General features: G+C 54.3%; 18 protein-coding genes and 1 rRNA gene (1 of these 19 only partly in view). All 19 read left to right on the forward strand.

Annotated features, from left to right (window positions below; genetic code table 11):
• The first annotated feature begins 81 nt into the window (after window positions 1-81).
• The gene (gene ftsH, locus PSAB_RS00290; protein ID WP_025332607.1) at window positions 82-2,127 is read left to right on the forward strand and encodes an ATP-dependent zinc metalloprotease FtsH; all 2,046 of its coding nucleotides are present in this window, start codon (window positions 82-84) and stop codon (window positions 2,125-2,127) included.
• 257 nt (window positions 2,128-2,384) lie between these two features.
• Window positions 2,385-3,323 carry a quinolinate synthase NadA gene (nadA, locus tag PSAB_RS00295; protein ID WP_025332608.1) on the forward strand — a complete coding sequence of 313 codons (939 nt, stop codon included), beginning with the start codon at window positions 2,385-2,387 and terminating at the stop codon, window positions 3,321-3,323.
• A 40-nt stretch (window positions 3,324-3,363) separates the two neighbouring features.
• Window positions 3,364-4,980 carry an L-aspartate oxidase gene (gene nadB / locus PSAB_RS00300; protein ID WP_025332609.1) on the forward strand — a complete coding sequence of 539 codons (1,617 nt, stop codon included), beginning with the start codon at window positions 3,364-3,366 and terminating at the stop codon, window positions 4,978-4,980.
• Window positions 4,970-5,845, forward strand: coding sequence for a carboxylating nicotinate-nucleotide diphosphorylase (nadC, locus tag PSAB_RS00305; RefSeq protein ID WP_025332610.1), 876 nt, complete (start codon window positions 4,970-4,972; stop codon window positions 5,843-5,845). The genes nadB and nadC overlap by 11 nt, the downstream gene beginning before the upstream one ends.
• Window positions 5,842-6,609, forward strand: a complete 768-nt coding sequence (locus PSAB_RS00310) for a type III pantothenate kinase (RefSeq protein WP_025332611.1) — start codon at window positions 5,842-5,844, stop codon at window positions 6,607-6,609. The genes nadC and PSAB_RS00310 overlap by 4 nt, the downstream gene beginning before the upstream one ends.
• A gap of 39 nt (window positions 6,610-6,648) precedes the next feature.
• A complete protein-coding gene (hslO, locus tag PSAB_RS00315; RefSeq protein ID WP_025332612.1) occupies window positions 6,649-7,530 on the forward strand; it encodes an Hsp33 family molecular chaperone HslO in 882 nt (293 codons plus the stop codon).
• 12 nt (window positions 7,531-7,542) lie between these two features.
• Window positions 7,543-8,478, forward strand: coding sequence for a peptidylprolyl isomerase (locus PSAB_RS00320; protein ID WP_025332613.1), 936 nt, complete (start codon window positions 7,543-7,545; stop codon window positions 8,476-8,478).
• A 241-nt stretch (window positions 8,479-8,719) separates the two neighbouring features.
• Window positions 8,720-9,658 carry a cysteine synthase A gene (cysK, locus tag PSAB_RS00325; RefSeq protein WP_025332614.1) on the forward strand — a complete coding sequence of 313 codons (939 nt, stop codon included), beginning with the start codon at window positions 8,720-8,722 and terminating at the stop codon, window positions 9,656-9,658.
• Between the two features lie 294 nt (window positions 9,659-9,952).
• Window positions 9,953-11,647, forward strand: coding sequence for an anthranilate synthase component I family protein (locus tag PSAB_RS00330; protein ID WP_025332615.1), 1,695 nt, complete (start codon window positions 9,953-9,955; stop codon window positions 11,645-11,647).
• The gene (gene pabA, locus PSAB_RS00335) at window positions 11,644-12,225 is read left to right on the forward strand and encodes an aminodeoxychorismate/anthranilate synthase component II (protein ID WP_025332616.1); all 582 of its coding nucleotides are present in this window, start codon (window positions 11,644-11,646) and stop codon (window positions 12,223-12,225) included. The genes PSAB_RS00330 and pabA overlap by 4 nt, the downstream gene beginning before the upstream one ends.
• Window positions 12,222-13,103, forward strand: a complete 882-nt coding sequence (locus tag PSAB_RS00340) for an aminotransferase class IV (RefSeq protein WP_025332617.1) — start codon at window positions 12,222-12,224, stop codon at window positions 13,101-13,103. Before pabA ends, PSAB_RS00340 begins: the two co-directional genes overlap by 4 nt.
• Window positions 13,100-13,945, forward strand: a complete 846-nt coding sequence (gene folP / locus PSAB_RS00345) for a dihydropteroate synthase (protein ID WP_025332618.1) — start codon at window positions 13,100-13,102, stop codon at window positions 13,943-13,945. The genes PSAB_RS00340 and folP overlap by 4 nt, the downstream gene beginning before the upstream one ends.
• Window positions 13,946-13,965: 20 nt before the next feature.
• Window positions 13,966-14,328 (forward strand): dihydroneopterin aldolase, encoded by a 363-nt coding sequence (folB, locus tag PSAB_RS00350; protein WP_025332619.1) that lies wholly within the window; start codon window positions 13,966-13,968, stop codon window positions 14,326-14,328.
• Between the two features lie 10 nt (window positions 14,329-14,338).
• Window positions 14,339-14,887: a 2-amino-4-hydroxy-6-hydroxymethyldihydropteridine diphosphokinase gene (gene folK / locus PSAB_RS00355; RefSeq protein ID WP_025332620.1), complete on the forward strand. Its 549-nt coding sequence runs from the start codon at window positions 14,339-14,341 to the stop codon at window positions 14,885-14,887.
• On the forward strand, window positions 14,854-15,051 hold the full coding sequence (locus tag PSAB_RS24855) for a helix-turn-helix domain-containing protein (RefSeq protein WP_338045085.1): 198 nt from the start codon (window positions 14,854-14,856) through the stop codon (window positions 15,049-15,051). Before folK ends, PSAB_RS24855 begins: the two co-directional genes overlap by 34 nt.
• A 16-nt stretch (window positions 15,052-15,067) precedes the next feature.
• Window positions 15,068-16,090 (forward strand): tRNA dihydrouridine synthase DusB, encoded by a 1,023-nt coding sequence (gene dusB / locus PSAB_RS00365; RefSeq protein ID WP_025332622.1) that lies wholly within the window; start codon window positions 15,068-15,070, stop codon window positions 16,088-16,090.
• Window positions 16,091-16,289: 199 nt separating this feature from the next.
• The gene (gene greA / locus PSAB_RS00370; RefSeq protein ID WP_025332623.1) at window positions 16,290-16,769 is read left to right on the forward strand and encodes a transcription elongation factor GreA; all 480 of its coding nucleotides are present in this window, start codon (window positions 16,290-16,292) and stop codon (window positions 16,767-16,769) included.
• 162 nt (window positions 16,770-16,931) lie between these two features.
• Window positions 16,932-18,452, forward strand: a complete 1,521-nt coding sequence (lysS, locus tag PSAB_RS00375; RefSeq protein ID WP_025332624.1) for a lysine--tRNA ligase — start codon at window positions 16,932-16,934, stop codon at window positions 18,450-18,452.
• Window positions 18,453-18,792: 340 nt separating this feature from the next.
• Window positions 18,793-20,122: ribosomal RNA gene (locus tag PSAB_RS00380) — 16S ribosomal RNA — on the forward strand (it continues 225 nt past the right edge of the window).

Here is a 20,122-nt window from a genome sequence, read left to right on the forward strand (position 1 = left end):
ATTTACCTAAAGCCGTCTCTATTTGAGGCGCTCCGATAGGCTATGGTACAATAACTTAAGTGTTGCGAGAGGAGGTAGGGGATGAATCGGTTCATCCGGAATTCTGGTTTTTATTTGATTTTATTTCTAGTCGTGGTGGGCATCGTTCAATTCGTCAGCAATGGAAATGAAGCCGCCGATTTCCCTAGATATGACCAGCTACGGCAGGAGCTTAAGAGTAACAATGTGAAGGATTTGACGGTTCAGTTCGAAGGCAACGCCTTTTTGGTAACCGGCGCTTATAAACAGAAGCCGGGCTGGGCTAAATCGGAAAGCTTCTCCACATATATTCCTCCTACGGATGCGGCCATTAATGAATTGGCTGAGGCCAGTCAGAATAACGACATTCCATTCACCCAGAAGAAAATGGAGGGTGACAGCATCTGGCTGACCTTCCTTTCCTCGATTATACCGCTCGTCATTATGTTCATCCTGTTCTTCTTCCTGTTCAATCAGGCACAGGGCGGCGGCGGCAAGGTGATGAATTTCGGCAAGAGCAAAGCCCGTCTTTACAATGAAGAGAAGAAGAGGGTCACATTTGAAGATGTTGCCGGAGCTGACGAAGAGAAGCAAGAGCTTGTCGAAGTCGTGGAGTTCCTGAAAGACCCCCGCAAATTCGCCGCCGTTGGTGCGCGTATTCCTAAAGGGGTACTGCTTGTAGGTCCTCCGGGTACCGGTAAAACCTTGCTTGCCCGCGCTGTGGCCGGGGAAGCAGGCGTTCCGTTCTTCAGCATCTCCGGTTCCGACTTCGTTGAAATGTTCGTCGGCGTCGGCGCTTCGCGGGTACGCGACCTGTTCGAGAACGCGAAGAAGAATGCGCCATGTATCATATTCATCGATGAAATCGACGCCGTAGGCCGCCAGCGCGGCGCCGGACTTGGCGGCGGGCATGACGAGCGCGAACAGACGCTCAACCAATTGCTCGTTGAGATGGATGGATTCGGCGGAAATGAAGGCATTATCATCGTCGCGGCTACCAACCGCGCCGACATTCTCGACCCTGCGCTGCTTCGTCCGGGACGCTTTGACCGTCAGATTACGGTCGACCGCCCTGACGTGAAAGGCCGCGAGGCTGTACTGAAGGTCCATTCCCGCAACAAGCCGCTGACCAAGGACGTGAAGCTTGACGTGATCGCCAAGCGCACAACCGGCTTCACCGGCGCGGATCTGGAGAATCTGCTGAACGAAGCGGCGCTGCTCGCCGCCCGCCGCAACCGCAAGGATATCTCCATGCGGGAAGTGGATGAGGCTATCGACCGCGTCATCGTCGGCACTGAGAAGCGCAGCCGCGTAATCAGCGACCGCGAGAAGCGGATCGTCGCTTATCACGAAGCCGGCCATACGATCGCCGGATACTTCCTGGAACACGCCGATATGGTCCACAAGGTGACGATCATCCCGCGCGGACGCGCAGGCGGATATGTCATCATGCTTCCGAAGGAAGACCGTATGCTCGTTACGAAGCAGGAGCTGTTGGATAAGGTAACCGGATTGCTCGGCGGCCGGGTAGCCGAGGAAATGTTCATCGGCGAGATCGGCACAGGCGCTTACAGCGACTTCCAGCAAGCGACCCGCATCGTGCGCAGCATGATTATGGAATACGGCATGAGCGAGAAGCTCGGACCGATGCAGTTCGGCACTTCCCAAGGACAGGTGTTCCTGGGCCGGGATATCGGGCACGAGCAGAATTACAGTGATTCGATCGCTTACGAGATCGATCAGGAAATGCAGCGGTTCATCAACGAATGCTATGAACGATGCAGAGCGCTGCTGAAAGAGCATGCGAAGGAAATGCATCTGATCGCCACCACGCTGCTGGAGAAGGAGACGCTTGAGCTTGAAGAGATCAAAGAGCTGATCGAGCAGGGCTATCTGACTGAAGACGGCAAGCCGGTGGACAGCGTGGCGAATGAAGGCGCAGAACCCGTTATCGATTCCATCGGCGACGTAAAAGTGCGCATTCAGGGCAAATCCGAAGAGCCTCATGCTACACTGGGCGATTCGCCTAAGGACATTCCGAACAATCCGCAGCAAGACGGAGAAGACGGAAATGATGATGGCAAGGGCGGCGGAGCAAGCCTGAGCTAATCGAAATTAGGTTTGCTGGCAAAGACACAACCGGATCCGGAGAACGAAGCCGTTCTCCGGATTTTTTTTCCCTAAATTCGCCGCTATTGTAGAGTGTATCCACCGGATTGACAGGGCGTAGAACGTTGTGTACATTAGTGATAAATATTACGAACTTTGTATCGTTTACAAAATGCCGATTTATTTTTAACATTCAGGTTGTATGCAGATTGAATATGCCGGCGAAAGAGCCGTCAACATAAGGGGGAAATTGTACCGTGGAAGCTCTGGCGCTGGAGCGCAAGCAAGAACAAAACCGTGAACTGCGTGAACGTCTTGAACAGCTTAAGAAAGAACGGAATGCTATCATCTTGGCTCACTATTATCAGCGCGATGAAATCCAGGAGGTTGCTGATTTTCGGGGCGACTCTTTTTTGCTGGCCCAAAAGGCCGCGGCAACGGATGCGGAGGTCATTGTGTTCTGCGGCGTTCACTTTATGGGCGAAAGCGCCAAAATTTTGGCACCTGACAAGACGGTCCTTATTCCCGACGAACGTGCAGGCTGTCCTATGGCCGATATGGTCAATGTGGACGGTCTTCGCAAGCTGAAGGCGAAGCATCCGAACGCCAAAGTGGTCACCTATATCAACTCTTCTGCTGAAATCAAAGCGGAGACGGATATATGCTGTACTTCCGCCAATGCCGTTCGGGTGATCGAGTCGCTGGATGCGGAAGAAATCATCTGGGTTCCGGATAAAAATCTGGGCCACTACGTTCAGGAGAAAACGGGCAAGAAGCTGATCATTTGGGAAGGCTACTGCAACACCCATGACATGCTTACAGTCAAGGATGTCGTGGAAATGAAGGCCAAGTATCCGAATGCGGAGTTCGTTGTTCACCCCGAGTGCCGGCCGGAAGTTGTCGCGATGGGCGACTTTGTCGGCAGCACTACGGCTATTATCGATTACTGCAAGAAATCGGATGTTCAGGAATTTATCGTGGGAACCGAGGACGGCACAGGCTATCAGCTGCGCAAGGACAGTCCCGACAAAAGCTTCCATTTTGCTTCCAAATTCCTGGTCTGTCCCAACATGAAAGTCAACAATCTCAAAAAATTGGTAAAATGCCTGGAGACGATGAAGCCGCAGATCTATGTGCCGCCAACAGTCGCAGACAAAGCCAGAAAATCCCTAGAGCGCATGCTACAAGTCCGGTAGCATGCGCTACTCTTTCATTGAAACAGGTGAATAAGCGGTCATGATTCCACAATATTTGGTTGATTTCGACCTGCGGGAGCTTCCAACCGTAGAAACGGATTGCATCGTCATCGGCTCCGGCATTGCCGGGCTGTTCACAGCGATCAAGGCCAGTGAGGATCGGCGGGTCATTTTGATTACGAAGAAGTCCTTGATGGATAGCAACACGCGTTACGCTCAAGGCGGGATCGCCGCTGTAATCGCGGAGGACGATTCGCCGCTATACCATCGGCAGGACACTTTGATGGCCGGCGCCGGGCTCTGCTCCTCGTCTTCCGTTGATGTGCTGGTTAATGAAGGGCCGGAAGGCGTGCGCGAATTGATACGGCTGGGAACGTTGTTTGACCAGGAGGACGGCGTACTTGCGCTGACGCAGGAAGGGGCGCATAGTCATCGCCGGATTCTGCATGCCAATGGAGACGCAACCGGCTATGAAATCGTACGCGCGCTGGCGAAGCAGGTATTGGAACACCATAATATTGAGGTGTGGGACGACCATTTTGTGATCGATCTGATTACGGATGACGGTGAATGCGTGGGAGCGCTTGTGCAAAAACCGCACGGAGAGCGCCTGTTCCTGAAAGGGGATGCGACGATTCTCTGCTCCGGCGGAGCGGGGCAGTTGTACCGCTATACGACGAACCCCGAGGTGGCGACTGGCGACGGAGTGGCAATCGCTTACCGGGCAGGTGCCCATATCCGCGATATGGAATTTATTCAGTTCCACCCGACGGCCCTCAGCTATCCCGGCGCGCCCCGGTTTCTGATATCGGAGGCGGTGCGCGGCGAAGGGGCGGTGCTGCGTAATATCAAAGGTGAGCGCTTCATGGAGAAATACCATGAGCTGCTTGAGCTTGCGCCCCGCGATGTCGTTGCCCGGGCAATTGTCAGTGAGATGGAAGAAACGAAATCGACCTTTGTCTATCTGGATATTACCCATGAATCCGCGGATATGGTGAAGCACCGGTTTCCGACAATATACAAGACCTGCATCGGCTACGGTCTGGACATAACAAGCGACTGGATTCCGGTCGCACCGGCAGCGCATTATATGATGGGGGGCATCAAGACCGATCTGAACGGGGAGAGCAGCATTCCAAGGCTTTTTGCCTGCGGCGAGGTATCATCCACCGGTGTGCACGGCGCTAACCGGCTGGCCAGCAACTCCCTGTCGGAGGCCATCGTCTTCGGCGGGCGCATTGTTGAGCGGGTCCGCAGCCTGCCGAAGCTGAAGAAGACCGATATATCCGCGGGGTGCGATCAAGGCCGCCAGGAGCATCCGACGCAGGCCATGGTGGAACGGCGCCTGAAGCTGCAGAAGATCATGGTCCGCTATGTGGGACTGCGGCGGAATGAAGAAATGCTGGTCAAAGGACTTGAAGAGCTGAACCGTCAGCTGCCGATTTTTGGGGGAGCGCTGACCAAACGTGAAGATTATGAATTCGCCAACATGCTGATCTGCAGCCTGCTTGTGACGGAATCGGCGCTGGCGCGCGAGGAAAGCAGGGGAGCTCATTACCGCGAGGATTTTCCGCAGCGGGATGATGAGCATTGGCGCAAGCATTTGCTCCAGATTCGCGAACTGGGGATAGTAGAGGAGACAAGCGATGATGTTTAACGGTTACAATGAACAACTGGTGCAATCGATTAAGAATTGGCTAAAGGAAGATGTCGGCTCCGGAGATGTAACGACGCTGACAACGATTGCGCCCGGACATCAGTCCAAAGGGATCATTCATGCAAAAGAAGAAGGCGTGGTGTGCGGCATTCCCGTCGCGGAGCTGGTGTTCGAGGTGGTCGACCCGAGCCTGTCCTTCACCGCACTCGTGAAGGAAGGAGAACGGGTGGCCAAAGGGACCGTGCTCGCGGAGGTGGAGGGCAGTACTCACGCCATTTTGACCGGGGAGCGGCTCGCTCTGAACTTAATGCAGCGGCTCTCGGGCGTGGCCACGCGGACGGCAACGTTCGTGCAGGCGCTTGAAGGGCTGCCGGCGAAGCTGGTCGACACGCGCAAGACCACGCCGGGGCACCGGATACTGGAGAAATATGCCGTGCGCATTGGCGGCGGTGCCAATCACCGGTTCGGCTTATACGATGCGGTGATGATCAAAGATAATCATATCAAAGGGGCCGGCGGCATCAAGCAGGCAGTCAGCAGAGCCCGGGCCAACATTCCCCATACGATGACGATTGAGGTTGAGGCGGAAAGCCTGGAACAGGTGGAGGAAGCGTTGGCCGCAGGCGCGGATATTATTATGCTCGATAACATGTCCCTTGAATTAATGATGGAGGCGGTGCGCAGAATTAAGACGAAGGCGCCGCATGTCAAGACGGAGGCCTCGGGCAATGTATCGCTCGAAACGGTGCGCGGCATCGCCAACACCGGTGTGGATGTGATTTCTGTCGGCAGGCTTACCTATTCTTTTTCGAGCTTGGATATCAGTCTGGATCTGAATGCGAAGAAGGAGGGCGGCTTGTCATGATGCTGGCCGTGGATATCGGCAATACAAATATTGTGCTTGGGGTTTACCGCCAGCGGGAGCTTTTGCACCATTTTCGTCTCAGTACAGCGCGTCAAGCGACTGCTGATGAATACGGAATTATGATTTACAATTTGTTCAACATGTCGGGTCTGTCCGTCAAAAATGTGGAGGGAGTCATCATTTCTTCCGTCGTCCCTCCGCTGGTGCATGTGATCGTGGAGATGTGCTTGAAATATATCGGCAAAGAGCCGCTGGTCGTGGGGCCCGGTATCAAGACCGGGCTCAATCTGCGTTATGAGAACCCGCGCGAAGTCGGCGCGGACCGGATTGTTAACGCGGTAGCGGCTATTGAGCGCTATCAGTGCCCGCTGGTCGTCGTCGATTTCGGGACCGCCACGACATTCGACTGTATCGACGGCAGCGCCAATTATCTGGGAGGCGCCATTGTTCCGGGCATCGGCATTTCTACCGAGGCCCTATATCAGCGGGCGTCCAAGCTGCCGAGAATCGAGCTCGAGAAGCCCAAGAAAGTCATCGGCCGAAATACCGTGCATGCGATGCAGGCGGGTATTATTTTCGGCTATGCCGGGCAGGTTGAAGGGATTGTAAGGCGGATCAAGGACGAGATGAACGCCCCGGAGCTGAAGGTCATTGCCACAGGCGGACTGGCGCCGCTAATTGCCGGCGAGACGGATTGCATTGACGAGGTTAACCCGATGCTTACGCTGGAAGGACTGCGCATTATTTACTCGCGAAATAAATAATCTTGATTTTTCAATCGAGGACAGGAGGGCTAGGCACCCATGCAAAATAAAAAAGACCGGTTGGTTCGGGGGACGGCACTGGACGGCAGAGTACGGGCCTTTGCGGTTCGTACGACAGAACTTACAACCGAGCTGCAGCGCAGGCATGATACGTATCCGACGGCTACGGCTGCTCTTGGACGAACGGTTACTGCAGCAGCCATGATGGGCGCCATGCTCAAGGGCAGGGAAATGATCAATATCCAGGTCAAGGGAAACGGCCCCATCGGGCAAATTGTCGCAGAGGCGAATGCGCAAGGAGAAGTCCGGGGCTACGTCCAAAATCCGCATGTCCATCTGCCGAGCAACAGTCTGGGCAAGCTGGACGTGGCGGGGGCGGTCGGAACCGAGGGCTTTATCCATGTGATCAAGGATCTTGGCCTCAAGGAGCCTTACCGCGGAAGTGTGCCGATTGTTTCCGGAGAGCTTGGCGAAGATTTCACATATTACTTTGCTGTGTCGGAGCAGACCAATTCCGCCGTCGGACTCGGTGTGCTGGTTGACACGGATAACAGCGTCAAGGTAGCGGGCGGTTTTATCATTCAGCTGCTGCCGGGCCTGAGCGATGAAGAAATTACGGAAATAGAAAAAAACCTGAACTCGACCCCTTCCGTTACGGCCCTGCTGGATCAGGGGATGGAGCCGGAGGAAATGCTCCGCCAAATTTTGCCGGACACGGAAGTGCTGGACGAAATGGCGATCACGTTTAAGTGCCATTGCTCCCGCGAACGGGTCGAGCAGACGCTGGTAAGCCTTGGGAGACATGAGCTTGAACAGATCATCGAGGAAGACGGCAAGGCCGAAGTGGTATGCCACTTCTGTAATGAAGCTTATTCTTTTGACAAGAACGAGCTGTTGGAAATTCTCAATCAAGCGAAATAGGATCGTGTGGGGATGACGAGACAGGAGCGCGCTCTGCGCAAGGCCGTCCTCGTTCTGGCCGGGTTCATCCTGCTGCTTGCTGTCGTTCTGTTGCGGGAATGGCGGAAAGAACAGGGAACGGAACGGGACGATGAAGGTGAAAAAACAATAGCGAAGGTGGCCGGCCAATCCATTTCGCTGCGGCAGTGGCAAGATGAGCTTCAAAAGAAGCATGGCGACGAGGTGCTGCTCGCGATGCTGAACCGGATTGCGGTGGGGGCCGAGGCCAAAAGGCTCGGGATCTCCATCTCGGATCAGGAAGTCGACCGGGAACTGGAGACGGCGGCTTCCGGATATGGTTCGAAGGAGCAGTATTATGCACAGATGGAATCGGAGCTTGGCCTGACCAAGGAGGAAGTCCGGGAAGAAACCGCATACAGGCTTACGCTTCAGGCGGTGGCCACGGCCGGAATTATTATTACTGACAAGGAAATCGATGAGTATATCCGGCAAAATCCGGACCGCTTCCGCCCCGTCAAGGAGATCGGACTGTCGATTATCAAGGTTCATACCTATATGGAGGCGGAACAGGCTCTAGACCGGATCGAGTCGGGAGAGGACTTTGCCGCTCTTGCACAAGAGATTTCCATTGACGAGGACAGCAGAATTCATGGCGGCCGGGTCGGGACGGTGGAGGACAACGATCCGTTTTGGCCGCAGGAACTGCTGAAGGCTGCAGCGGGACTTAGCCCCGGGGATGTTGCCGGCCCTTTTCAGGTTGAGGGCGGATATGCCGTCATTCAAACTGACAGAGTAACCGCGCCGCCGATGCCGGACGACCAGGAAATCAGGGATCAGGTCCGTCAGGAGCTTGCCTTGGAGCAGGCTCCGCCGCTGCAGCAGGTCGAGGATAATCTGCGTACCAAATATGGAGCAGCAATAGATGTTGACAAGGGACTACAAGATTGATAATATGAGAGTAACGTAAAACCTACTGATTTAGTCGGATTAGGACGACGGCCCTACATCAACCGTCGTACAGCGCGGGGCTTGGCGCGCGGCGTTTTCTATACTTTCGGGGGCAGACCCGGCATGACCAATGTTGAACTGAGGGCGGCCGCTGATGACCCAAGGGGCAAATGCTGAAGACTTAGGTCACAAGTAACACATTATTTTTATCTCATTTATCATTCTTAGGAGGTCTTTGCTCATGTCTAAAGTGGTCAACAATGTAACGGAGCTTATCGGAGGAACCCCGCTTGTACGCTTGAACCGTATCGTACCGGAGGGCGCGGCGGAAATTTACGTGAAGCTTGAATACCAGAATCCGGGTTCCAGCGTTAAGGACCGGATCGCCGTCAGCATTGTAGAGGAAGCCGAGAAGGAAGGCCGCCTCAAACCGGGCGATACGATTCTCGAAGCGACCAGCGGCAACACCGGTATCGGTCTGGCCATGGTAGCGGCAGCCAAAGGTTACAAAGCCATTATCGTTATGCCTGAAACGATGAGCTTGGAGCGTCGCAACCTGCTGCGCGCTTACGGCGCGGAACTCGTGCTGACACCGGGATCGGAAGGCATGAACGGCGCGGTTAAGAAAGCCGAAGCCATCCTGGCCGAGAATCCTAACTATTTTGTTGCCGAGCAGTTCAAGAATCCGGCCAACGTGAAGATTCACCGCGAAACGACTGGACCGGAAATCGTAGAAGCAATCGATTCGATCGGCGGATCGCTGGACGCTTTTATTGCGGGTATCGGTACAGGCGGAACGATCACCGGCGCCGGCGAAGTACTGAAAGCGAAATATCCGGATATCAAGGTTTACGCTGTAGAGCCTGCGGCTTCGCCAATTCTGGCGGGCGGTAAACCGGGACCTCACAAAATCCAAGGTATCGGAGCCAACTTCATTCCGGACATTCTGAACCAAAATGTTTATGATGAAATCATTCATGTTGAAAATGACGAAGCTTTTGATACAGCGCGCCGCGTAGCGAAGGAAGAAGGCATTCTGTCCGGTATTTCTTCGGGAGCCGCCATCTTCGCAGCGATCAAAGTCGCTAAAGAACTGGGCGCCGGCAAACGCGTTGTTGCCATCGTTCCAAGTAATGGCGAACGTTACCTCAGCACGCCGCTGTACAACTACGAAGCTTAATTGATTTTTTCTGAGAACATGTAAAAATGTACGGTAAAGAGCCTTCGACTTCCGCCTTTGGGCGGTGGTTGAAGGCTTTTTTATTTGGGAAAGTATAAGAGTTCCCGGCCTTTCGGTTCAACGGATACAGCTGCCTGAATTGAACCTAACGGTCCTGGCTTATTCGATATGATGAAGTTTGCGACCATCTTTTCCCGGTAAAAAGGCCGCCCCTCTCGGTTAGGCTTTTCAAAATTGGCGAAAATACAGTATACTGACAGGCAAATAGCTATTGAGGCGTTTAGGAGGATGAACTTGGAGATCGTTGCGGGATGGAAGGAATGGGAGCAGTGGGCCGCCGAAGGCTGGAACACCCTGCCTCTGGTCATACGATCGCAGCATAACCCGGGCGGACTGCCCCGCTCTTGGAAAAAAGCATGGGAAATCGCGTCGCCTTATTCCGTCGTGCTGGAAAGCGGCAAGGGAGGCCGCTATACGTACCTCGGCTTGCGCCCTTCATCCGTGTTGACCGGCAAAGGGGAGCGCGCCGAGGTGCTGCGGATCACCAGCGGGGATGACGCCGAAGCCGGCGGCCCGGCTGAAGAAGAAACCGGGGAGCTTGAAGGTGCGCCGCTTGAGGTGCTGCGCCGGTGGATGGCTCCGTATGCCGCTCCCCGTCCAGACAATTCCGCCCTTCCGCCGTTTACGGGGGGCTGCGTTGGCTTTTTATCCTATGACGTGGTCCGCTCGCTGGAACGTCTGCCTGCCGTTTCGGCGGATGACCCGGGATTTGCGGACTATCTCTGGATGCGGCTGGATGAGATATGGATATACGACCATCTGGAGGAGCAGCTGTACTGCGCGGTCCACACGTTACTTCCTGCCAAAGACCGGCGTGACATTCAAGTCTCGGGGAACGGGCTAAATGCTGCAGAGGATGCTTCTCCCGTACACCCTTCCTCGGGTGCCTATTCTGCCGGGGAGCTCAGGGCGCTCTATGAAGAGTCGCTGGGGAAAGCGGAGGGAATGCTAAAGCAGTGGCGGGATATATGGGAAGCGGCAGAGGAAGAAAAGGCCGGTGCGGACAACCCGCCTGTTCCGGATATTCCGGCGTCGGCCGAATCCGGCGAGTGGCCGGGGATGACCTCGGCCTTCACCCGGGAGAAGTTCCAGCAGGCTGTGCTGGATATCCAGGAATACATCCGCCAGGGCGATGTATTTCAGGTGAACCTGTCGCTTCGCCAGGAAGCGAAGCTGAACTCCTCGCCGGAGGAGGTGTACGAGTGGCTGCGCAGGCTCAACCCGTCCCCGTACATGGGGCTGCTGCGCTCGCCCGGCTTCGCGCTGTCCAGCGCTTCGCCTGAGCTGCTCGTCAAGCTGCACGGGGACGAGGTGAGCGCGCGGCCGATCGCCGGCACCCGGCGCAGGGGCCTGACTCCCGCGGAGGACGCCGCCATGGAGGCGGAGCTGCGCGGGAGCGTCAAAGAGACGGCCGAGCATATTATGCTCGTCGATCTGGAACGCAACGATATCGGCCGCGTCTCGGCGTATGGTACGGTTCACGTACCTGAGCTGATGACCGTGGAGCGATACTCGCATGTCATGCATCTGGTCTCCCAGGTCAACGGGCGGATCGCCGAGGGGAAGGATGCTTACGATACCATTGCGGCGATGTTTCCGGGCGGAACGATTACCGGTGCGCCGAAGGTAAGGACGATGGAAATCATCGAGGAGCTGGAGCCGGTCCGGCGCGGCCCGTATACGGGTTCAATCGGCTGGATTGACTACGGCGGCAATATGGAATTAAATATTATTATACGAACGCTTGTCGTAAAGGACGGAACAGGTTATATTCAGACGGGCGCGGGCATTGTGATCGACTCCGATCCGTACCGCGAATACCGGGAATGCCATAATAAAGCCAAGGCCATCGTCAAAGCGGTCCTGTGCAGCGAGGCTGTATGGGATAAGCGGAGGGGCGGCGGCGCGGAGGGAGCGACAGAAGCATGATACTGGTTATCGACAACTATGATTCTTTTACGTATAATCTCGTGCAGTATTTGGGAGAGCTGGGCGAGAAGGTCGAGGTGCGTCGCAATGATGAAATCACAATCGAAGAGATTGAAAAAATGGGGCCGGACCATATTCTGATCTCTCCGGGACCGTGTACACCGAATGAAGCGGGCATCAGTCTTGAGCTGATCGACCATTTTAAAGGAGTTATCCCGATCTTCGGCGTCTGCCTCGGCCATCAGGCGATTGGACAGGCATTTGGCGGCAATGTCATTCGCGCGGAGCGTCTCATGCATGGCAAAACCTCGCCCATCCATCACAAAGGGGGCTCGGTCTTCGAGGGATTGGAATCGCCGTTTACCGCGACCCGGTATCATTCCCTGCTTGTGGAGCGCGAGAGCCTGCCGGACTGTCTGGAAATTACCGCTGAAACGGCGGAAGGCGAGATTATGGGGCTTCGCCACAAGGAGTATCCGATTGAGGGCGTGCAGTTCCATCCGGAGTCGATCATTACCGATCACGGCCATACGATGCTCCGCAATTTCCTGAAACGAAAAGCCGGCAAGACGGTATGAATTATATAGGAGTCAATGGCGGCGTTGTCGACGCCGCAGATGCCGTGGTTTCCGTCAGGGATCACGGCTTTTTGTACGGCATCGGCCTGTTCGAGACGTTCCGGACATACGGCGGAAAGCCTTTTTTGCTGGAGCGGCACCTGGAACGGATGGCGGAAGGATGCCGCCAGCTCGGCATTCCTTTTGAGCCGGACATTGACGGTCTTACGGAATGGACCCTGAAGCTCATGGAGCGGAACGGGCTGCAGGAAGCCTATATTCGCTATACGATAACAGCGGGCGAGGATGTGCTGGGTCTTCCGGCCGGAGACTATACGCACCCGAATCAGGTGCTGTTCGCCAAGGCCCTGCCGCCCCGTCCCGCCGAGCTGGATACGAACGGCAAAGAGCTGCAGCTGCTCAAGCTGCGCCGCAACACCCCTGAAGGCAAAGTGCGCTTCAAGTCGCTGCATTATATGAACAATATTTTGGCCAAAAGAGAGCTGACGCTCTACCCGTCCGCAGCCCGCGGCGCGGAAGGACTGATGTTAACCGCGCGCGGAGAAGTAGCGGAGGGCATCGTCAGCAATGTGTTTTTTGTGAAAGGGGGACGGTTGTTTACACCGGATGAGTCGGCGGGAATCCTCCCGGGAATTACCCGGGAAATGGTCATGGAGCTTGCCGAGAGCGAAGGTCTAAAGGTGGAGACCGGCCTGTATCCGTGGGAAATGCTGAGTATGGCGGACGAAGTCTTTTTAACCAATTCCATTCAAGAGCTCGTACCGGTAACTACGCTGTGGAAAGAGAATGAACAAAGGGCGGTCGGAAGCGGGACCGCGGGTCCCGTCACTTCCCTGCTTCTCAAGAAATATCGACAGAAAGCGGGCATAGAGCAATGAAGCCTACACTGTATTCGCGAAAATATATTTGCGGTCCGACAGAGCTTGCTTTGGGAACGCGGACTTTGGTCATGGGCATCCTGAATGTTACACCGGATTCCTTTTCGGACGGCGGACTTTGGGACAAGCCCGAAACAGCGGTACGCCATGCGCTTCAGATGGCGGAGGAAGGAGCCGACATGATCGATATCGGCGGGGAGTCGACGCGTCCTGGACATGAGCCGGTGAGCGCCGACGAGGAACTGAGCCGTATCCTTCCCGTTATTGAAGCGATTCACCGCGCAGCACCGCAAATTCCGCTATCGGTCGACACGTACAAGGCGGAGGTGGCGAAGCAGGCGATTGACGCCGGAGCGCATATCATCAACGACATCTGGGGGGGCAAAGCCGATCCCCTCATGGTTCAGGTCGCTGCCGAAGCGGGTTGTCCGATCATTTTGATGCATAACCGCCACGACCGGAATTACACCGATTTACAGGCTAACATGATTGCAGACCTGCAAGAAAGCATTGATTTGGCTCTGCAGGCGGGAGTTAAGGCGAAGAACATCATCCTTGATCCCGGTATCGGCTTTGCCAAGGATTACGATGACAATTTACGGGCCATGGTGTCGCTTGACGCTTTGACGAAGCTCGGCTATCCTGTGCTGCTTGCCACGTCACGCAAACGGTTTATCCGCACGGCGCTAGACCTGCCGGTTGACGATGTCGTCGAGGGTACCGCGGCCACGGTGGCTTTTGGCATCGCTCAGGGTTGTCAGATTGTACGCGTTCACGATGTGCGGCTGATCAAACGGACCGTAACCATGTGCGACGCCATGCTCTACTCCGGTAATAAATAAAGAAAGGCGGCACCGCCAACATGGACAAAATGAAGCTTCACCGCATGGAATATTACGGATATCACGGCGTATTTGAAGAGGAGCGCAAGCTGGGCCAGCGCTATTACATTGATCTGGAGTTTGAGCTTGATTTAAGCGGAGCGGGACTTAGCGATGATCTGGAGCAGACGGTAAACTACGCCGAAGCGCATGCTTTGGTTAAAAATATTGTCGAATTAGAATCCTTCAAGTTAATTGAAGCTTTGGGTGAACGTATTGCATCTGCGGTACTTGACACTTATACTATTATCAACGCGGTAACGGTCAAGGTGACCAAGCCGCATCCGCCGTTCGACGTTCATTTCCAGGGAGTGACCGTGGAACTGTTCCGAACGAGAAAGTGAGAATCGATTCATGAGTAATCATTCCTCCTCTGAGCAGTCAGAGGCTTATATTGCTTTAGGGGCCAATTTGGGAGACCGCGAACAAAGTCTAAAAGAGGCGCTTACCCTCCTTAATGCCCATGAAGATATTGAGGTCCTGCGCTGCTCAGGCATATACGAGACCGAGCCTGTCGGTTATTTGGACCAGCCGAACTTTTTGAATATGGCGGCAGTTCTGCGCACGCCGCTGCTGCCGGAAGCGCTCCTTACCGTTATGCTGGGGATCGAGGATCAGTTGGGACGGGTAAGGGAGATTCAGAACGGTCCGCGGACGGTGGATTTGGATTTGCTTTGGATGGATGGACAGACTATAGAGACGCCGCTTTTGACACTGCCGCACCCCCGTATGCTGGAACGCGCATTCGTGCTTTTTCCGCTCCGCGATATTGTGCCGCAGGATGAACCGTCCGGGCTCATAGAGCGAGTAACGGACGCGCTCGGCAAGTTAGACGGAAGGGAAGGAATCAAGTTGTGGACAACAAGCGGGTGGGAAGGCGGATTCGGGCATTCCGCAAGCTAAAGGGCTATACTCAGCAGGAGCTGGCGGACCGCGCTGGCATTTCGCTCGCTGTGCTTGGAGCGGTAGAGCGGGGAAACCGACGTTTGGAAGATCAAATTTTAGATAAAATTGCGATAGTTTTGGAGGTCGGGGTCAAGGAATTGACCGACTCATCCTCAATATAGAAGGAAGTGAAACAGCATGCTTAAAATCGGCAACATTGAAATGAAAAACCAGGTCGTGCTCGCGCCCATGGCGGGCGTCTGCAATCCGGCTTTCCGGCTGATCGCCAAAGAGTTCGGAACCGGTCTGGTCTGCGCGGAAATGGTCAGCGACAAGGCGATCGTGCACGGCAATAAGCGGACACGTGAAATGCTATTTGTCGACGAACGGGAGAAGCCGCTGAGCCTGCAGATTTTTGGCGGAGACCGCGAGTCGCTTGTCGAAGCCGCCAAGGTAGTCGACAAAGAAACGAACGCCGATATTATCGATATCAACATGGGCTGCCCCGTGCCGAAGGTGACCAAGTGCGATGCCGGTGCCCGCTGGCTCCTTGAGCCGAGTAAGATTTATGAGATGGTCTCGGCAGTCGTCGACGCCGTCGATAAGCCGGTAACCGTCAAAATGCGGATCGGCTGGGACAGCGAACATATCTACGTCGTGGAGAACGCCCAGGCTGTTGAACGGGCGGGAGGCCAGGCGATCAGCGTGCATGGACGGACGCGCGAGCAGCTTTATACCGGACACGCGGACTGGAGCTACATCCGTCAGGCCAAGGAGGCCGTATCCATTCCGGTCATCGGCAACGGTGATGTGCAGACGCCGCAGGATGCCAAAGCGATGCTGGATCAGACCGGCTGCGACGGCGTAATGATCGGACGGGGCGCGCTCGGCAACCCGTGGATGCTGTACCGCACTGTCCAGTATCTCAGCACCGGAGAGCTGCTGCCCGATCCATCTCCGAAAGAGAAGATCGACGTCGCCATTTTGCATATGGACCGGCTGGTTGCGCTGAAGGGCGAAGCGGTGGCTGTACGCGAAATGCGCAAGCATCTGGCCTGGTATTTGAAAGGTCTGAAAGGCGCGGCCCGCGTGAAGGACGTTATTATGGAAGAAACGAAACGCGACGAAATGGTGCGGATTTTAAATGATTTTGTCGACAGGGTTTCGGAGGAAGAAACGGGCAGTACAGAGGAAGTTAAAGCTTCCGTTTCTACAGTATAATACCCGCTGTCGTGCGGAATTAGGAGGCGCCGGGCGATACGAAGGCTGTCATTGACATTTTGTAACGGTTCCCATATAATTTCACAGTATAAATTCGCCGTTTCAAATAATGCAAGGCAGCGGAGGGTTCTTATCCCTTCGGATTCGCATATAGTTATGGTGTTTTCAATAAACGTATACGACAGGAGAATCGGTTAAGATGAGCGATAAAGAAGTCATTCTTACCCCGGACGGACTCAAGCGTCTGGAAGAGGAATTGGAGAACCTCAAATCCGTTAAGCGCCGCGAAGTAGCCGAGCGGATTAAAGTAGCTATCGGATATGGGGATATAAGCGAGAACTCGGAGTATGAAGACGCCAAGAACGAACAGGCTTTTATCGAAGGCCGTATCATTACCTTGGAGAAAATGCTCCGCAACGCGCGCATCATCAACAGCGATGAAATCGACACCGAGACCGTCAGCGTCGGCGTAACGGTAACCGTAGAAGACATGGAGTTCGGGGATGTCATGGAATACACGATCGTCGGTACTGCCGAATCCGATCCGCTTAATAACAAGATTTCCAACGAAAGTCCGGTCGGCAAAGCGATTATCGGGAAGAAAAAAGGCGCTATCGTCGATGTCAACGTGCCTGCAGGCGTTATTCAATATAAAATCATTGATATTAAGATGAAATAAATTTCGGATCTGGTGTCCGGCCACATTCGACTGCTACCGGTGATGGTGGATGATGCCGGATACGCAGACGGAAAACCGTTTGGATAAGCTTCCTTAGGGAAGCTTTTTTCAGGATATAAGAAGGATTAAGGTTCAAATCTGTTTTTGAAGGGATGACACGTAATGAGTGAAGAAATCAGCAATCAGGCGGGTACGGAGAGCGAGCTAAGCGAACTGCTGCAGATTCGCCGCGGCAAATTGGACGAGCTTCGTGAACTCGGGGTCGATCCGTTCGGCAAAAAATACGAGCGTACGCATAATGCCGGTAATATCTTAGCCAAATATGACGGATTGACGCATGAAGAGCTGGACGAGCAGGCCGTTCATGTAAGCGTCGCGGGCCGGATTATGGCCAAACGGACAATGGGTAAAGCCAGCTTTGCACACATTCAGGATCTTAGCGGCAAAATCCAGATTTACGTTCGTCAGGACAGTGTACCTGAGGTCCAATATGCGGCATTCGGCGTACTTGATCTCGGGGATATTATCGGTGTTACCGGCACCGTCTTCAAGACCAAGACCGGCGAGACGACAATCAAGGTGAGCGAGATTGAAGTGCTGTCCAAATCGCTGCTTCCGCTTCCCGATAAATATAACGGTCTCAAAGACGTCGAGCTGCGCTACCGCCAGCGTTATGTCGATTTGATCATTAACCCTGAGGTTCAGCAGACCTTTATCGCCCGTTCGAAGATTATTCAGTCGATGCGCCGCTATCTGGATTCGCTCGGCTATCTGGAAGTGGAGACGCCTACCCTTCATGCCATAGCCGGTGGCGCTGCGGCCCGCCCGTTTATTACCTACCACAATACGCTCGAGATGGAGCTGTATATGCGGATCGCGATTGAACTGCATTTGAAGCGGCTGATCGTCGGCGGTTTGGAGAAGGTATATGAAATTGGCCGCGTCTATCGTAACGAGGGGATTTCCACCCGTCACAATCCGGAATTCACCATGATCGAGCTTTATGAGGCTTATGCCGATTACACGGATATCATGCGCCTGACCGAGAATTTGATCGCGCATATCGCACAAGAAGTGCTCGGCACACAAAAGATCAATTACCAAGGCCATGAGGTCGACTTGACTCCGGAGTGGCGCCGCGTATCGATGGTGGATGCGGTCAAGGAAGTCACCGGTGTCGATTTTGGCGTGCATATGACCAACGAAGAAGCTCATCGGCTTGCCAAGGAGCATCGCGTACCGGTTGAAAAGCATATGACCTTCGGCCATATCCTGAATGCGTTCTTTGAACAGTTTGTCGAAGAGACGCTGATTCAGCCTACGTTCGTTACGGGTCATCCTGTCGAAATTTCGCCGCTCGCGAAGAAGAACGATCATGATCCGCGGTTTACCGACCGGTTCGAGCTGTTCATCGTTGCGCGTGAGCATGCCAATGCATTCAGCGAACTGAATGACCCGATTGACCAGCGCCAGCGGTTTGAAGCTCAGCTTCAGGAGAAGGAGCAGGGCAACGATGAAGCGCATGAGATGGATGAGGACTTTATTCGTGCGCTGGAATACGGTATGCCTCCGACAGGTGGCCTTGGTATCGGTGTTGACCGTCTCGTTATGCTGCTGACCGACTCGGCGTCCATTCGTGATGTGCTGCTGTTCCCGCATATGCGTAACCGTGCAGGAGAATAAAGAACGAATTCTATTTATAATATAGAAGAATTAAAACCCAGGGAATCGGCGGAGTGTCCGGATTTCCTGGGTTTCTTAATTTTTTTCTATAAATCTATTGCAATCGGGAATTGGATATGGTATATTCTAATTCCGGCCAAGAAATACGGGCTCTGCTTCAAAAAAAGAATTAAAAAAAGAGCTTGCATTAAACGGTCGGATATGATATATTATAAAAGTTGCTGCTGATGAGAAGTTGAGCGGCGGCAAAGAAGTTTGATCTTTGAAAACTGAACAACGAGTGAGTATTAAATGAGAAGAAATTCTCGTCAGTTTGTTTGATTGAGCTATCGGCTCTACCTTTTTGGAGAGTTTGATCCTGGCTCAGGACGAACGCTGGCGGCGTGCCTAATACATGCAAGTCGAGCGGAGTTATGATGGAGCTTGCTCCTGATTAACTTAGCGGCGGACGGGTGAGTAACACGTAGGCAACCTGCCCCTTGGACTGGGATAACTACCGGAAACGGTAGCTAATACCGGATAAGACCTTCTGGTGCATACCGGAAGGCGGAAAGGCGGAGTAATCTGTCACCAGGGGATGGGCCTGCGGCGCATTAGCTAGTTGGTGGGGTAACGGCTCACCAAGGCGACGATGCGTAGCCGACCTGAGAGGGTGAACGGCCACACTGGGACTGAGACACGGCCCAGACTCCTACGGGAGGCAGCAGTAGGGAATCTTCCGCAATGGGCGAAAGCCTGACGGAGCAACGCCGCGTGAGTGATGAAGGTTTTCGGATCGTAAAGCTCTGTTGCCAGGGAAGAACGTTTTCTAGAGTAACTGCTAGAGAAGTGACGGTACCTGAGAAGAAAGCCCCGGCTAACTACGTGCCAGCAGCCGCGGTAATACGTAGGGGGCAAGCGTTGTCCGGAATTATTGGGCGTAAAGCGCGCGCAGGCGGCTGTTTAAGTCTGGTGTTTAAACCATGGGCTCAACCTGTGGTCGCACTGGAAACTGGGCAGCTTGAGTGCAGAAGAGGAAAGTGGAATTCCACGTGTAGCGGTGAAATGCGTAGAGATGTGGAGGAACACCAGTGGCGAAGGCGACTTTCTGGGCTGTAACTGACGCTGAGGCGCGAAAGCGTGGGGAGCAAACAGGATTAGATACCCTGGTAGTCCACGCCGTAAACGATGAGTGCTAGGTGTTAGGGGTTTCGATACCCTTGGTGCCGAAGTTAACACAGTAAGCACTCCGCCTGGGGAGTACGGTCGCAAGACTGAAACTCAAAGGAATTGACGGGGACCCGCACAAGCAGTGGAGTATGTGGTTTAATTCGAAGCAACGCGAAGAACCTTACCAGGTCTTGACATCCCTCTGACCGGACTAGAGATAGTCCTTTCCTTCGGGACAGAGGAGACAGGTGGTGCATGGTTGTCGTCAGCTCGTGTCGTGAGATGTTGGGTTAAGTCCCGCAACGAGCGCAACCCTTGACTTTAGTTGCCAGCAGGTGAAGCTGGGCACTCTAGAGTGACTGCCGGTGACAAACCGGAGGAAGGTGGGGATGACGTCAAATCATCATGCCCCTTATGACCTGGGCTACACACGTACTACAATGGCCGGTACAACGGGAAGCGAAACCGCGAGGTGGAGCCAATCTTATAAAGCCGGTCTCAGTTCGGATTGCAGGCTGCAA

Source organism: Paenibacillus sabinae T27 (assembly GCF_000612505.1).
GTDB classification, from domain to species: Bacteria; Bacillota; Bacilli; order Paenibacillales; family Paenibacillaceae; genus Paenibacillus_AQ; species Paenibacillus_AQ sabinae.

What these genes read in the sequence shown, in the direction of transcription:
- ftsH (WP_025332607.1), top strand. Translation starts at nt 82, where the DNA reads ATGAATCGGTTCATCCGGAATTCTGGTTTTTATTTGATTTTATTTCTA.
- nadB (WP_025332609.1), top strand. Translation starts at nt 3,364, where the DNA reads ATGATTCCACAATATTTGGTTGATTTCGACCTGCGGGAGCTTCCAACC.
- nadC (WP_025332610.1), top strand. Translation starts at nt 4,970, where the DNA reads ATGATGTTTAACGGTTACAATGAACAACTGGTGCAATCGATTAAGAAT.
- PSAB_RS00310 (WP_025332611.1), top strand. Translation starts at nt 5,842, where the DNA reads ATGATGCTGGCCGTGGATATCGGCAATACAAATATTGTGCTTGGGGTT.
- hslO (WP_025332612.1), top strand. Translation starts at nt 6,649, where the DNA reads ATGCAAAATAAAAAAGACCGGTTGGTTCGGGGGACGGCACTGGACGGC.
- PSAB_RS00320 (WP_025332613.1), top strand. Translation starts at nt 7,543, where the DNA reads ATGACGAGACAGGAGCGCGCTCTGCGCAAGGCCGTCCTCGTTCTGGCC.
- cysK (WP_025332614.1), top strand. Translation starts at nt 8,720, where the DNA reads ATGTCTAAAGTGGTCAACAATGTAACGGAGCTTATCGGAGGAACCCCG.
- pabA (WP_025332616.1), top strand. Translation starts at nt 11,644, where the DNA reads ATGATACTGGTTATCGACAACTATGATTCTTTTACGTATAATCTCGTG.
- PSAB_RS00340 (WP_025332617.1), top strand. Translation starts at nt 12,222, where the DNA reads ATGAATTATATAGGAGTCAATGGCGGCGTTGTCGACGCCGCAGATGCC.
- folP (WP_025332618.1), top strand. Translation starts at nt 13,100, where the DNA reads ATGAAGCCTACACTGTATTCGCGAAAATATATTTGCGGTCCGACAGAG.
- folB (WP_025332619.1), top strand. Translation starts at nt 13,966, where the DNA reads ATGGACAAAATGAAGCTTCACCGCATGGAATATTACGGATATCACGGC.
- folK (WP_025332620.1), top strand. Translation starts at nt 14,339, where the DNA reads ATGAGTAATCATTCCTCCTCTGAGCAGTCAGAGGCTTATATTGCTTTA.
- dusB (WP_025332622.1), top strand. Translation starts at nt 15,068, where the DNA reads ATGCTTAAAATCGGCAACATTGAAATGAAAAACCAGGTCGTGCTCGCG.
- greA (WP_025332623.1), top strand. Translation starts at nt 16,290, where the DNA reads ATGAGCGATAAAGAAGTCATTCTTACCCCGGACGGACTCAAGCGTCTG.
- lysS (WP_025332624.1), top strand. Translation starts at nt 16,932, where the DNA reads ATGAGTGAAGAAATCAGCAATCAGGCGGGTACGGAGAGCGAGCTAAGC.